General features: G+C 70.9%; 16 protein-coding genes and 1 pseudogene. 13 read left to right on the forward strand and 4 right to left on the reverse strand.

From position 1 onward, the window contains the following. The 4 genes and pseudogenes from VFN12_RS14555 to VFN12_RS14570 form a co-directional block, all read left to right on the forward strand. Nucleotides 1-184: pseudogene (locus VFN12_RS14555) on the forward strand (class I SAM-dependent RNA methyltransferase); the annotation flags it as partial. Further along, on the forward strand, nucleotides 181-705 hold the full coding sequence (locus VFN12_RS14560; RefSeq protein ID WP_325119452.1) for a hypothetical protein: 525 nt from the start codon (nucleotides 181-183) through the stop codon (nucleotides 703-705). The pseudogene VFN12_RS14555 and the gene VFN12_RS14560, both read left to right, overlap by 4 nt. A 218-nt stretch (nucleotides 706-923) precedes the next feature. Continuing rightward, nucleotides 924-3758, forward strand: coding sequence for an aconitate hydratase (locus VFN12_RS14565; RefSeq protein ID WP_325119453.1), 2835 nt, complete (start codon nucleotides 924-926; stop codon nucleotides 3756-3758). Between the two features lie 46 nt (nucleotides 3759-3804). Continuing rightward, complete coding sequence (locus tag VFN12_RS14570; RefSeq protein ID WP_325119454.1) at nucleotides 3805-4497, forward strand: sulfite exporter TauE/SafE family protein; 693 nt, start codon at nucleotides 3805-3807, stop codon at nucleotides 4495-4497. Between the two features lie 51 nt (nucleotides 4498-4548). Here the strand turns inward: VFN12_RS14570 and VFN12_RS14575 are convergent, their stop codons facing one another. Further along, nucleotides 4549-4770: a hypothetical protein gene (locus VFN12_RS14575; protein ID WP_325119455.1), complete on the reverse strand. Its 222-nt coding sequence runs from the start codon at nucleotides 4768-4770 to the stop codon at nucleotides 4549-4551. Nucleotides 4771-4869: 99 nt separating this feature from the next. Here VFN12_RS14575 and VFN12_RS14580 point away from each other — a divergent pair, with 99 nt between their 5' ends. After that, a complete protein-coding gene (locus tag VFN12_RS14580) occupies nucleotides 4870-5511 on the forward strand; it encodes a TMEM175 family protein (protein WP_325119456.1) in 642 nt (213 codons plus the stop codon). Here the strand turns inward: VFN12_RS14580 and VFN12_RS14585 are convergent, their stop codons facing one another. Beyond that, on the reverse strand, nucleotides 5512-5925 hold the full coding sequence (locus VFN12_RS14585) for a VOC family protein (protein ID WP_325119457.1): 414 nt from the start codon (nucleotides 5923-5925) through the stop codon (nucleotides 5512-5514). 137 nt (nucleotides 5926-6062) lie between these two features. Here VFN12_RS14585 and VFN12_RS14590 point away from each other — a divergent pair, with 137 nt between their 5' ends. Then, entirely contained in the window at nucleotides 6063-6362 is a 300-nt protein-coding gene (locus tag VFN12_RS14590; RefSeq protein WP_325119458.1) for an MTH1187 family thiamine-binding protein, read from the forward strand. Further along, nucleotides 6359-6919 (forward strand): DUF3105 domain-containing protein, encoded by a 561-nt coding sequence (locus VFN12_RS14595; protein ID WP_325119459.1) that lies wholly within the window; start codon nucleotides 6359-6361, stop codon nucleotides 6917-6919. The genes VFN12_RS14590 and VFN12_RS14595 overlap by 4 nt, the downstream gene beginning before the upstream one ends. On the opposite strand, the gene VFN12_RS14600 is transcribed toward VFN12_RS14595, so the two are convergent. After that, nucleotides 6920-7705, reverse strand: coding sequence for a GNAT family N-acetyltransferase (locus tag VFN12_RS14600; protein ID WP_325119460.1), 786 nt, complete (start codon nucleotides 7703-7705; stop codon nucleotides 6920-6922). Between the two features lie 36 nt (nucleotides 7706-7741). On the opposite strand from VFN12_RS14600, the gene VFN12_RS14605 reads away from it, so the two are divergent. Both VFN12_RS14605 and VFN12_RS14610 read left to right on the forward strand, forming a co-directional pair. After that, complete coding sequence (locus VFN12_RS14605) at nucleotides 7742-8149, forward strand: YjbQ family protein (RefSeq protein WP_325119461.1); 408 nt, start codon at nucleotides 7742-7744, stop codon at nucleotides 8147-8149. Nucleotides 8150-8156: 7 nt separating this feature from the next. Then, nucleotides 8157-9308 carry an aromatic ring-hydroxylating dioxygenase subunit alpha gene (locus tag VFN12_RS14610; RefSeq protein ID WP_325119462.1) on the forward strand — a complete coding sequence of 384 codons (1152 nt, stop codon included), beginning with the start codon at nucleotides 8157-8159 and terminating at the stop codon, nucleotides 9306-9308. Here the strand turns inward: VFN12_RS14610 and VFN12_RS14615 are convergent. Further along, nucleotides 9305-10579: an ATP-binding protein gene (locus tag VFN12_RS14615; RefSeq protein WP_325119463.1), complete on the reverse strand. Its 1275-nt coding sequence runs from the start codon at nucleotides 10577-10579 to the stop codon at nucleotides 9305-9307. The two genes, VFN12_RS14610 and VFN12_RS14615, sit on opposite strands and share 4 nt — an antisense overlap. A 99-nt stretch (nucleotides 10580-10678) precedes the next feature. Here VFN12_RS14615 and VFN12_RS14620 point away from each other — a divergent pair, with 99 nt between their 5' ends. The 4 genes from VFN12_RS14620 to VFN12_RS14635 all read left to right on the forward strand — a co-directional run. Continuing rightward, nucleotides 10679-11050, forward strand: coding sequence for a hypothetical protein (locus VFN12_RS14620; RefSeq protein WP_325119464.1), 372 nt, complete (start codon nucleotides 10679-10681; stop codon nucleotides 11048-11050). Between the two features lie 11 nt (nucleotides 11051-11061). Next, nucleotides 11062-11484 carry an NUDIX hydrolase gene (locus VFN12_RS14625; RefSeq protein WP_325119465.1) on the forward strand — a complete coding sequence of 141 codons (423 nt, stop codon included), beginning with the start codon at nucleotides 11062-11064 and terminating at the stop codon, nucleotides 11482-11484. After that, complete coding sequence (locus VFN12_RS14630; protein WP_325119466.1) at nucleotides 11481-12404, forward strand: SMP-30/gluconolactonase/LRE family protein; 924 nt, start codon at nucleotides 11481-11483, stop codon at nucleotides 12402-12404. The genes VFN12_RS14625 and VFN12_RS14630 overlap by 4 nt, the downstream gene beginning before the upstream one ends. Nucleotides 12405-12414: 10 nt before the next feature. Continuing rightward, nucleotides 12415-12987: 1-deoxy-D-xylulose-5-phosphate synthase N-terminal domain-containing protein (locus VFN12_RS14635; RefSeq protein ID WP_325119467.1), on the forward strand; the 573-nt coding region annotated here is incomplete at its 3' end.

Below are 12987 nucleotides of genomic sequence, written 5' to 3' on the forward strand. Positions count from 1 at the left end.
GGAGCAGATCGTGGCGCGGTCTCCCCGTGCCGTCGCGTACGTCGCCTGCGACCCGGCCGCGCTCGCCCGGGACGTCGAGACCTTCGTCGGCCACGGCTACCGGCTGGAGCGGCTGCGCGCGTTCGATCTCTTCCCGATGACCCACCACGTGGAGTGCGTCGCCCTGCTGACGAGGTCGGGGTGACGGTCTCGCTGAAGTACGCCCGGGTGGAGCGCGAGCGGCGATGGCTGCTGGGGTCCACCCCGGAGCTCAGCGGCAGCCCGATGGAGATCACCGACCGGTACGTCCTCGGGACCCGGCTGCGTCTGCGTGAGGCGGCTGTGGGGGAGCCGGTGGTCCACAAGCTCGGCCACCAGGTGCGACTCGGCTCGGACCCCGCCGAGGTCGCCTGCACCAGCTTCTACCTCGACGACGCCGAGTGGTCGGCCCTGTCCGTCCTGCCGGCCCGGGTGCTGCACACACAGAGGTGGCGGACCGTGCGGGACGGGCAGCCGGTCGCCGTCGACGTGTTCGGTGGGGGCCTCGCCGGGCTCGTCCTGGCCGAGGTCGACCGCGGATCCGGCCCCGACCGTGGGCTCCTGCCCGGGTTCGATCCCGTCGCCGAGGTGAGCTCCGACGAGCGCCTCGTCGGCGGAGCGCTGGCTGCCTCCGGTCGTGACGGGCTCGTGGCGACACTCGGCGACTACGGCGTCCACATCGCCTGAGCGGCCGACCCGGGCTCCGGAGGCTCCCCCCGGTCAGGCAGGGGACGCGGTCGGTGGGGCACGGACTGGAACACTCCCTCGACCTCATGTATCTTGATGTCAAGAGAATGCGGATGCTCGCCCGGGAAGAGCGCGGGTGGACCCGACCTTTCGGGTCCGCGTGACCAACGGCAAGATGGGCACGGAGTGGCGAGCGAACGACGACGAGGAGACGGCTGATGTCGAGTCAGGACAGCTTCAAGGCGAAGAGCACGCTGGACGTGGAGGGCAGGTCCTACGAGATCTACCGCCTCGATGCGGTCGACGGGGACGGCCTGGACGTCAAGAGCCTCCCGTTCAGCCTCAAGGTCCTGCTCGAGAACCTGCTGCGCACAGAGGACGGCCAGAACATCACCGCCGACGACATCCGCGCGCTGGCCGGCTGGGACGCCGACGCCGAGCCCGACAAGGAGATCCAGTTCACGCCCGCTCGCGTGATCATGCAGGACTTCACCGGCGTTCCGTGCGTCGTCGACCTCGCCACGATGCGCGAGGCGATGCAGGAGCTCGGCGGCGACCCCTCCCGGATCAACCCGCTCGCGCCCGCCGAGATGGTCATCGACCACTCGGTGATCGCCGACGTGTTCGGCAGTCCCGAGGCCTTCGAGCGCAACGTCGAGATCGAGTACGAGCGCAACCAGGAGCGCTACCAGTTCCTGCGGTGGGGCCAGGGCGCCTTCGACGACTTCAAGGTCGTCCCGCCCGGCACCGGCATCGTCCACCAGGTCAACATCGAGCACCTCGCGCGCGTCGTCTTCACGCGTGACTCCGACGGGACGACCGTCGCCTACCCCGACACCTGCGTCGGCACGGACTCCCACACGACGATGGTCAACGGCATCGGCGTGGTCGGCTGGGGCGTCGGCGGCATCGAGGCCGAGGCAGCGATGCTCGGCCAGCCGGTGTCCATGCTGATCCCGAGGGTCGTGGGCTTCAAGCTCTCCGGCGAGCTGCCCGAGGGCTCCACCGCCACGGACCTGGTTCTCACCATCACCGAGCAGCTCCGCAAGCACGGCGTGGTCGGCAAGTTCGTCGAGTTCTACGGCGACGGCGTCGGCGCGCTGCCGCTGGCCAACCGGGCCACCATCGGCAACATGAGCCCGGAGTTCGGCTCCACCATCGCGGTCTTCCCGATCGACCAGCAGACCATCGACTACCTCGAGCTCACCGGGCGCAGCAAGGAGCAGCTCGCCCTGGTCGAGGCCTACTCCAAGGAGCAGGGCCTCTGGCACGACCCGTCCGCCGAGGGGTACGTCGAGCCGCGCTACTCCGAGAAGCTCGAGCTCGACCTGTCCGAGGTCGTGCCGTCGCTGGCCGGTCCCAAGCGGCCGCAGGACCGGGTCGAGGTCACCGAGGCGAAGGAGGCCTTCCGCTCGGCGCTGGCCGACTACGTCGACGAGGGAGACTCCCACGACGGCGTGATCTCCCATGCGGACGAGGCGTCGGCCGAGTCCTTCCCCGCGAGTGACGCGCCGGCGTACTCCGCGGACATCGACGGCGGCGGCGAGCCGACCGACTGGCACCTCAACCGGGACAGCACCAGGGGCCGACCCTCCAGCCCGACCCGGGTGGAGCTCTCCGACGGCACGAAGTTCGAGATCGACCACGGGGCGGTGACGATCGCGGCGATCACGTCGTGCACCAACACGTCGAACCCCTCGGTGATGATCGGTGCCGCCCTGCTGGCCAAGAACGCGGTCGAGAAGGGGCTGCAGCGCAAGCCGTGGGTCAAGACCACCCTGGCGCCGGGCTCCAAGGTGGTCAGCGACTACTACGAGCGCTCCGGCCTGACGCCCTACCTCGACAAGCTCGGGTTCAACCTCGTCGGCTACGGGTGCACCACCTGCATCGGCAACTCCGGCCCCCTGATCCCGGAGGTCTCCGAGGCGGTCCAGGACAACGACCTGGCCGTCGTCTCGGTGCTGTCGGGCAACCGCAACTTCGAGGGGCGGATCAACCCGGACGTGAAGATGAACTACCTGGCGTCGCCGCCGCTCGTGGTCGCCTACGCGCTCGCAGGGTCGATGGACGTCGACCTGTTCGGCGACCCGCTCGGCGTGGACTCCGACGGCAACGAGGTCTTCCTCAAGGACATCTGGCCCTCTCCGTCCGAGATCGAGCGGGTGATCGGCGAGTCGATCAGCGCCGACATGTTCGGGTCGTCCTACGAGGACGTCTTCGCCGGCGACGAGCGCTGGCGCAACCTGTCCACACCGGAGGGCGACATCTTCGAGTGGGACGAGGGCTCGACCTACGTGCGCCGGGCGCCGTACTTCGACGGGATGCCGGAGGAGCCCGAGGCCGTCACCGACATCGAGGGCGCCCGGGTCCTGCTCAAGCTCGGCGACTCGGTCACCACCGACCACATCAGCCCCGCCGGCGCGATCAAGAAGGACTCGCCCGCGGGCAGGTACCTCGCCGAGCACGGCGTCGAGCAGCGGGACTTCAACTCCTACGGCTCGCGGCGCGGCAACCACGAGGTGATGATCCGCGGGACGTTCGCCAACATCCGGCTCCGCAACCAGCTCGCCCCGGGCACGGAGGGCGGCGTCACCCGCGACTTCACGGCTGACGGCAACGAGACCACGGTGTTCGAGGCGTCGGAGAACTACCTGCGCGAGGGCATCCCGCTGGTGGTGCTGGCCGGCAAGGAGTACGGCTCGGGTTCCTCCCGCGACTGGGCGGCGAAGGGGACCGCGCTGCTCGGGGTCAAGGCGGTCATCGCCGAGTCGTACGAGCGGATCCACCGGTCCAACCTGATCGGCATGGGCGTGCTGCCGCTGCAGTTCCCCGAGGGCGAGAGCGCCGAGTCGCTGGGCCTCTCCGGCGAGGAGACGTTCGCGATCACCGGGGTCACCGAGCTCAACGACGGCACGACCCCGAGCACGGTCAAGGTCACCGCCGGCGACACCGAGTTCGACGCCGTCGTCCGGATCGACACCCCGGGTGAGGCGAACTACTTCCGCAACGGCGGGATCATGCCCTACGTCCTGCGCAACCTGCGGGCGAGCTGAGCGCGGTCTGAGCCTGCTGGGTCTCGGAGTCCCGGCCCTGGTCGCGGTGGCCCTGGCCCTGCTGGCCGGGGCCACCGTGCAGTCCCTCGTCGGTCTGGGACTCGGCCTGGTCGCCGCTCCGGTGATCACGCTCGTCGAGCCCGAGCTGATGCCGGAGCTCATGCTCTGGCTGGCCTGCACCTACCCGATCGTCACCCTGGCGGCGGAGCGCGAGGACATCCACTGGGCGGGCCTCGGGTGGTCGCTGCCCACCCGGCTGGTCGGCACCGCGCTCGGGGTCGCGGCGGTGGCGTCGTTCTCCACCCGGGTCCTCGGCCTGGCGGTCGCCGTGATGGTCCTCGTGGCCGTGCTGGTCACCTGGCTCGCGGTGCGACCGCCGATCACCCGGGGGTCGCTCATGACGGCGGGCCTGGTCTCGGGGTTCTCCGGTACGGCGACCTCGATCGGCGGCCCGCCGATGGCGATCCTCTACCAGGAGCAACCACCCCGCCAGATCCGGACCACGCTGGCGGTCTACTTCATGGTGGGGGCGGCGCTCTCGCTCGGCGGGCTCGCCGTCGCGGGGCAGCTGGAGCTGCGACAGGTGCTCCTGGCCGCGTGCCTGGCGCCGGTCCTGCCGGTCGGTGCCGTCCTCGGTCGGGCGCTGCGGCACCGCCTGCCTCCGGACCGGGTGCGAGCCGTCGTGCTGCTGCTCTGCGCGACGAGCGCCGTCGTCCTCCTGGTCAGGTCGCTCGTCTAGCCCCGGGATGCAGGCGGGTGAGTCGCGGGACAGCCGTGACGAGCAGCTCCGTCAGGAGAGCTTCGACATCTTGGCGAAGGGGCTCGTGATGCGCACCCTCCGGGCCCCGAAGTCGACCGTCACCGCAGCGGCCTCGGCGTCGACGACGCGGCCCATCCCGTAGGAGTCGTGCGAGACCAGGTCGCCGCACTCGAACTGCTCGATGACCGGATCAGGGTTCGGCTGGAACGGGCTGCTGGCGAGGTGGCGCCGTCGTGCGGGTGAGGGTGTCATTACTGCCAGTATGCGCCTCGGCGACCACGGAGGAGCATTCCGGCCTCGGTGTGCCTCCTGTGGCTGTCCCGGGAGCGGCTCGGCTGCCAGACTCGTCGGGTGAGGAACGACGAGGCGCTGGGCGGCTCAGGCAGCTATCGCACCACGCGCACCGAGGCGTTCAGCGATGGCGTCTTCGCGATCGCGATCACGTTGCTCGTGCTCGAGATCGGCGTTCCGGCCGGCGCGGAGGACGACCTGCTGGGTGCTCTTGCCGACCAGTGGCCCTCGTACCTCGCCTACATCGTGAGCTTCGCGTCCATCGGCGCGGTGTGGTTTGCGCACACGGTGGTCACCGAGTACCTCCACCACACCACCTCGGTGTTCGTGCGACTCAACCTGCTGCTGCTCCTCGTGGTGTCGTTCCTCCCGTTCCCGACGCGCCTGCTGGCGGAGTACATCGGCGAGCCCGAGCCCGCGCGCGTCGCCGCCACGGTCTACGGGATCAACCTGCTGCTCACCTCGCTGCTGGTCTCGGCACTGTGGCGGTACGCAGTTCACGCGGACCTCGTCCGGCGAGACCTGCCGGACGAGGACGTCAGGTCGCTCACCCGCCGGCTCACTCCTGGCCTGGCCGGTTACGTGGTGATGATCGTCCTGGGACTGTTCCTGCCGGTGATCGCCGTGGTCGGCTACTTCGCGATCGCCGTGTTCATCCTCGTGCCGCTCCACCACCTCCGGCGACGGACCTCCAGCGGCTAGCTAGCCCTGCTGCCCGGCGATGTTGACCATCCAGGTCACGCCGAACCGGTCGGCGCACATGCCGAACTCGTCGCCCCACATCTGCTTCTCGAGCGGCACCATGACCGTGCCGCCGTCGGAGAGCTGCTTCCAGTTGGCACGCAACATCTCGTCGTCGTCGCCGCTGAGGCTGATGGAGTGGTTGTTGCCGACCGTGAGGTCCTGCCCGGGCGGGTTGTCGGCGGCCATGAGGGTGAAGCCGGCCTCGGTCTCGAGCTGGCCGTGCATGACCTTGCTGGCCTCGCCGCCGGTGTCGTTGCCGAAGTCGCCGAACGTGTTGATGTTGAGCTCCCCGCCGAAGACGTCACGATAGAACTCGAGCGCCTCGCGCGCGTTGCCCTCGAAGGTGACGTAGGGGTTGAGTTTCGATGCCACGGTGTCCTCCCTTTCGCTCATGTCCGTTGTTCATCCCGCACGCTAGACCTGTCCGCCGACGGCCGGAACCGCGCGGCCCTGAACACTCGTCGAGCACCTCCCACGGACGCGGGACCGGGCTGGCTACGGTGGTCGTCATGATCGCCGCGTTCAGCATCTCCCCGACCGCCGCGGACGACTCCGGCAGCGTGTCGGAGGCCGTGGCGGCCGCCGTCCGCGTGGTGCGCGAGTCCGGGCTCGCCAACGAGACCAACGCCATGTTCACCAACATCGAGGGCGAGTGGGACGAGGTGATGGCCGTGGTCAAGCAGGCCGTCGACGTCGTCGCCGCCGTCTCCCCGCGGGTCGGCCTGGTGCTCAAGGCCGACATCCGTCCGGGGTACGACGGCCAGCTCTCCGCCAAGGTGGAGCGCATCGAGAAGGCGCTGGAGTCATGACCGCCGGTGGCCGCCGCAGGCTCGTCGTCGTGGGTGTCGCACTCGTGGTCCTCATCGGCCTGGCGGTGATGGTCCAGCTGCTGCGCGGCGATGACGGACCGCCCTCCGGTCTGGGTGAGGTGGCGACCTACCAGGACCTGCCGCGTGACCACGTGGAGAGCGACGTCGACTACGACCAGTCCCCGCCGGTGGGCGGCGCCCACGACCCGGCGTGGCAGAACTGCGGGGTCTACGACCAGCAGGTCCGTGACGAGAACGCGGTGCACACCCTGGAGCACGGTGCCCTCTGGATCACCTACGACCCGAGCCTCTCCGACGAGGAGGTCGACAGCCTCGCGGACAAGCTGCCGGAGAAGGGCCTGCTCTCGCCGTACGACGGCCAGGACGCGCCGGTCGTCGTCACCGTGTGGGAGGCGCAGCTTGCGCTGGACGGACCGGACGACCCGCGGCTCGAGCAGTTCATCGACGAGTACTCCGACGGGCACACCTCGCCGGAGCCCGAGGTGACCTGCCTGGGTGGGGTCGAGGAGTTCGAGGACCCCGCCGGTGAGGCCTGATCACGGCTCGGGGACGCGCATCGCCTGCAGCTGGGTCTCGGAACCGGTGAACCCCACGGAGCGGTAGATCCGGATGGCCAGGTAGTCGGGGTCGGCGACCATCACCAGCGTGTGCACCCCCAGGTCGTCGAAGCCGAAGCGACCGGCGTGGTGGACGAGCGTGCCGCACAGCCCGCGGCCCCGGAAGTCCGGATGCGTCATCACCCCCTGGTAGCGGGCGAGGCCCTCGGAGGCCACGAACAGCCCCATCGAGGCGGCGAGCCGACCGTCGAGGAACGCGCCGAACCACTGCCCGAGGCCCATGTCGACCAGGCGCCGCTCCGCGGCGGCACGGCGGGTGGCGAACACCCGCCCGCCGTGCAGGTCCTCGTCGCTGAGCGCCAGCTCGACCTGCTGCGCCCAGTCGTCGTCGTTCGCGAGGGGACGGACGGTTGCCCCGGCGTTGGGGTGAGGCGGCTCGTGGACCGCCTGCGCGGTCATCACCGTCGACGCCTCGACGCCCATCCCGGCTGCCCGGAACGGTGCGAGGTCGTCGACCGACCCATCGGCGCCGTCGACGCCGAAGGTCCGGTGCTCGGCCTCCGGGAACGCGCTCTCGAAGGCCAGCAGCCAGTCCGGCACGGCGTCGGGGCCGGCGGGGGAGTCGAGGAGCAGGTAGTTGCCCCAGTAGAAGCCCGGGTTCGCCGGCGTGCGGACGACGAGGTGGTCACCGCGGTCCTCCACCTCGCTACCCGCTGCCCGGAGCAGCGCGAGGTCGGTCCGCCAGGCGAGGGACCGGATCTCCATGGGGCGAACGTACGCAAGGGATGGCACGATCGTCAGGTGGATTCCGAGACACGCACGTACCGCACCGGCGACACCGACACCGTCCGCGACATCACCCGCGACTGCGCCGCCTTCGCCTCCGGTCGGGGCGACGGTCTGCTGCACGTCTTCGTCCCGCACGCCACCGCCGGGATCGCGATCATCGAGACCGGCGCGGGCAGCGACGACGACCTGCTCGCCGCCCTCGGCGACCTGCTCCCCGCCGACGATCGCTGGCGGCACCGGCACGGCAGTCCCGGGCACGGCCGGTCGCACGTCATGCCGGCACTGGTGCCGCCGTATGCCACGGTGCCGGTGCTCGACGGAGAGCTGGCGCTCGGCACCTGGCAGAGCATCTGCCTCGTCGACGTCAACGTCGACAACGCGGAGCGTGAGGTGCGCCTCTCCTTCCTGGCCGGGGGATGACCCACCCGTGAGCGACCTCGCGGACCTGCGCGCAGCGCTCGAGTCCCGGACCGGTCCGGCGATGCTGCCCGCCCTGGCCTACACCTCGTCGGAGGTGCTGGCGTGGGAGCAGCGGTTCGTCTTCGCGGGGACCTGGGCCTGCCTGGGCCGGCTCGACGAGCTGCTGCCACCGGGGACCACCCAGCGGGCAGTGCCGGTGGGCGATGTGGCCGGCCTGCTGACGCGCGCCGACGCCCGGGTGAGGCTGTTCGCGAACACGTGCCGGCACCGCGGCCACGAGCTCCTGACCGGGGACGCCTCCTCCGCCCACCGGGCGATCGTCTGTCCCTACCACTCCTGGTCCTACGACCTGGCCGGTCGCGTCCTGGCAGCACCGGGCTTCCGCGAGGCCGACGGGTTCGCCCCGGAGTCCCACGGCCTGGTCGAGCTGCCGGTGGCGGAGTGGAGCGGCTGGCTCTTCGGCCACGGGACGCGGCCGGTGGGCGACCCCGACGTGCCGGACTTCGACGCGCACCTCGGGGCGCTGGTGGCGATCGTGGCGCCGTACCGCCCCGAAGCGCTGCGGCTGGGGGAGCGGCACGACTACGAGGTCGCCGCGAACTGGAAGGTGATCGCCGAGAACTACCACGAGTGCTACCACTGCCCGGCGATCCACCCCGAGCTGTGCCGCGTCTCTCCGCCGACGTCGGGTGACAACTACCACCTGCCCGGCGCCTGGGTCGGCGGCTCGATGCGCCTGGGAGACGGGGTCGCCACGATGTCCCTCGACGGCGCGTCCCGTGGGTGGCCGATCGCGGGCGTCTCGCCGACCACCGTGGAGTACCTCCACATGCTGCCCAACCTGCTGGTCTCCGCCCACCCCGACTACGTCATGACCCACCGCCTGCTGCCCCTCGCGCCGGATCGCACGCTGGTCGAGTGCTCGTGGTACTTCCCTCCCGACGGCGAGGGGCGACTGCCCGATCCGGCGTACGCCGTCGACTTCTGGGACCTCACCAACCGCCAGGACTGGACGGCGTGCGAGTCCGTCCAGCGCGGACTGGCGAGCCCGCACTTCCGTCCCGGTCCGCTGGCGCCGGGCGAGGATGCCGTGGCGCGGTTCGACGCGATCGTGGCGGCTGCCTATCTCGGGAGGGGCTTCGCGACGGACGCGACCTAGTCGAAGAGCTCGGCGACGAAGACCGCCCGGCCGTCCGCCAGGTGCCGTGCCTCGATCCTCAGGCCGATGACCTGCTCGGACCGGTCGGCCCGCAGCACGGGCACCGTGACCTGGTTGCCGAGCAGGGGACCCCGGCCGCTGGCCAGGTGCAGCGTCAGACCGGCGATGTGGGCCTGGTGGTAGCGGGTCGGAATGATGCAGATGAGGCGGCTCCCGACCAGCTGACCTGGGTCCTCGTACCCGAGCAGGGTGAGCGCGGACGGGCTGACCGCGACGATCTGGTCGGTGTCGTCCGCGGCGATCAGGGCGCGGGTCGAGCTGTCGACCGGGGCGGGGTCCCAGTGGAGCGTTCGCGGGTCGGGTGGGGGAGGGTTGCCGATCGGCGCCGTCCACGCCTCCGGAGCGCCGCCGGCGGACTGCCGGCGGACCTGGGCGCACAGCCACCTCCTGAACCCCGCGATCTCGGGCTGGGTCGGCGGCGAGAACAGCCGTCCCTCCGCGGCCAGGCGCACGCTGGTCTCCATCATCTGGTCGAGAACGTCGAAGTCGGACACCGCATCGGTCGACAGGACGAGGGAGACCTGCTCGGCCGAGACCTGGGGCTCGACCGCGGCGGCCATGATCGCCTCCGGGTCCTCGCCGAGGTCGGGCGCCGGGACCTGCTCGAAGAGCACGCTCATCGCCGCGCTGGCGGCGGCGTGCTCGTCGAGGGCCGTCGGGTCCTCGTCGAGCCTGGCGAGGAGGAGCTCGCGGAGGAGTCCCGACGCGTGCTCCTGCCAGGCGGCATGCATCAGCAGCGGCACGTTGCCCAGCTCGATGTGCACCGTCGACGCCCCCGCGGATGGTTGAGCGGTCGAGACCCTTTCGGCGGTGTCCTGGGCGTCGTCGGGAGGGGGGTCGGCGATCTCGAACCACACCACCTTGCCTTCCTCGTCGTGGTGCGCGCCCCACTGGTCGACCACCTCGGTCACCATGTGGAGCCCGCGACCGGTCCCGGCGGCCCGTGAGTAGTCGCGGGGGAGCGGCAGGTGGTCGCTGCCGTCGGCGAGCTCCACCCGCACCGACTGCGGGGCGAGGATGACGCGCAGCCGCATCGGCGTCCCCGCGTGGACGAGTGCGTTGGTGACGATCTCGCTGAGCGCCAGGGCCGCGGCGTCGGTGGCCTCCTCGGAGGCATCGCCGGGAAGGGCGTCCCGCAAGAGCCTGCGCGCCTCTCCGGCGCTGCTCGGAAGCGCCGGGAGCATTTGATCGACGGCCACCTGGGTCCCCATGTCCCGACCATCCTCGCGTGCCGGGCGGTCTTTGGGAAGGATCCGGCTCCGAAATGAGGTTTGTCGAACAGATGTTCGAAACGCGGGTAGGCTGGACGAGTGGTCACCTACGTCGCTCCTCCTGGCTGGCCGCCACAGGTCCGGCCTCCCGATGCTCCCGGCTGGGAGCACACGGCCGCCAACTGGCTGCTGGACATCTGTCCGCCCGAGTACCGCGCCCACGGGGCCCTGCGCCGTCACGTCGTGGTGCTCGCCCGCTTCGCCGTCCTCCACGTCGAGGCCTCCCAGGCGGCCTGCCGACGCGGGCTGAGCGAGGCGCGCTCCGGGTTGCGTGACGTCGTCGGCCCCGACGTCGTCGAGGCAGCGGTCCAGACGTTCCATCGCGAGGAGGCGCGGCTGCTCGCCGTACGCCGCGCGGCAGGGCTGGTCGAGGAGGCACTGCGCGGCCGCAGGTTCGTCGCCCGCCTGTAGCGTCGCCCCCCATGTACGGCTACTCCAGTGTCGCCCTGATCGACCGTCGGGGCTGGGTGCTGCTCCAGGAGCGCGACGAGCACCCGGTCATCGACCCGGAGAAGTGGGGCTTCCCGGGCGGGGGCGTCGAGGACGGCGAGACCTACGAGGACGCCGCCTACCGCGAGCTCGCCGAGGAGACCGGCGTCCGGCTGGACGGTGGTCTCGAGCAGTTCGGCGAGTTCGTGTGCAACTGCGGGGAGTGCGGCGACACGCCCTTCGTGGTCTACGCGGCGCCGGTCGACCTGACCGACGACGACATCGAGTGCCACGAGGGACGGCAGATGGTCTTCGTCGAGCCGACCCGCGCCCTCGGCCTCGACCTGACGTCCTCGGCCAGGATCGCGCTCCCGCTCTTCCTCGAGTCCGAGGCCTACCGACGCATGACGCCATGAGCTTTCGCGTGATCCCGGTGCCCGCCTACGGCTGCGAGGACGTGGCGGTGGCAACCCACGGCCCGGACGAGGGCTCGGTCTTCACCGGCACCGAGGACGGCAGCATCTGGCGCATCCGGGACGAGGGCCGGCAGGTCGACCGGGTCGCCGCGACCGGCGGCCGCCCGCTCGGGATCGAGTACGACGGCGACGGTCGGCTGGTGGTCTGCGACGCCACCCGCGGCCTGCTTCGCGTCGACCCCGCCACCGGCGTGGTCGAGACGCTGGCCGACACCGTGGCGGGCACGCCGATCCTGGTCTGCAACAACGCCGCCGTCGCCGCCGACGGAACCATCTGGTTCAGCGACTCCTCGACCGTGCACACCCTCGACCGGTGGAAGGACGACTTCATCCAGGTCACCGCCACCGGCCGGCTGCTGCGCCGAGACCCCGGCGGCGAGGTCGAGGTGGTGATGGGGGGCCTGGCCTTCGCCAACGGTGTCGCCCTCGGCGGGGACGAGGCGTTCGTGGCGGTCGCGGAGAGCAGCACCCGTCGGGTGGCCCGGTACTGGATCTCTGGCCGCCGCGCGGGGGAGCGGGACTTCCTCGTCGAGGACCTGCCCGGCTACCCCGACAACATCGCCCGCGGGAGCGACGGCCTGATCTGGGTCACGATCGGGTCACCCACCGATCCGCTCCTCGAGAAGCTGATGCGGGGTCCGCTCTGGCTGCGGCGCCAGGTGACGCGGATCCCCGAGCGGCTGCAGCCGAAGGAGAAGCAGCGGGTCTGGGTGCAGGCCTACGACGACGCCGGCGCGCTGGTCCACGACTGCGACGTCGACACCCGCGACTTCCACATGGTGACGGGCGTCCGGGAGCACGCCGGGAGGGTCTGGATGGGCAGTCTCCACGAACACGGCGTTGCGGTCCTCGACCTATAGACTCGCCGCCATGGGCCACCTCGAGTCGATCACGACCCCGCGGGACCTGCGCGACCTCTCCGACGACCAGCTCGACCTGCTGGCCAGCGAGATCCGTGACCTGCTCGTCGCGACCTGCTCACGCACCGGGGGGCACCTCGGCCCCAACCTCGGTGTCGTCGAGCTCACGCTCGCCATCCACCGCGTGTTCGACTCCCCGCGTGACCGGGTGGTCTTCGACACCGGCCACCAGTCCTACGTCCACAAGCTCCTCACCGGCCGGCGCGCCGACTTCGACAAGCTCCGCCAGGAGAACGGCCTGAGCGGGTACCCCAGCCAGGCCGAGTCGGCCCACGACATCGTCGAGAACTCCCACGCGTCCACGGCCCTGAGCTACGCAGACGGTCTCGCCAAGGCCTACGCCATCCGGGGCGAGGACCGCCACGTCGTGGCCGTCATCGGCGACGGCGCGCTCACCGGCGGCATGGCCTGGGAAGCGCTCAACAACATCGCCATCGCCCGCGACAGCAAGCTCGTGATCGTCGTCAACGACAACGGACGGTCCTACACGCCCACGATCGGCGGGCTGGCCAACGCGCTCACC

The sequence above is a fragment of the Nocardioides sp. genome (genome assembly GCF_035703625.1).
Taxonomy (GTDB): Bacteria; Actinomycetota; Actinomycetes; order Propionibacteriales; family Nocardioidaceae; genus Nocardioides.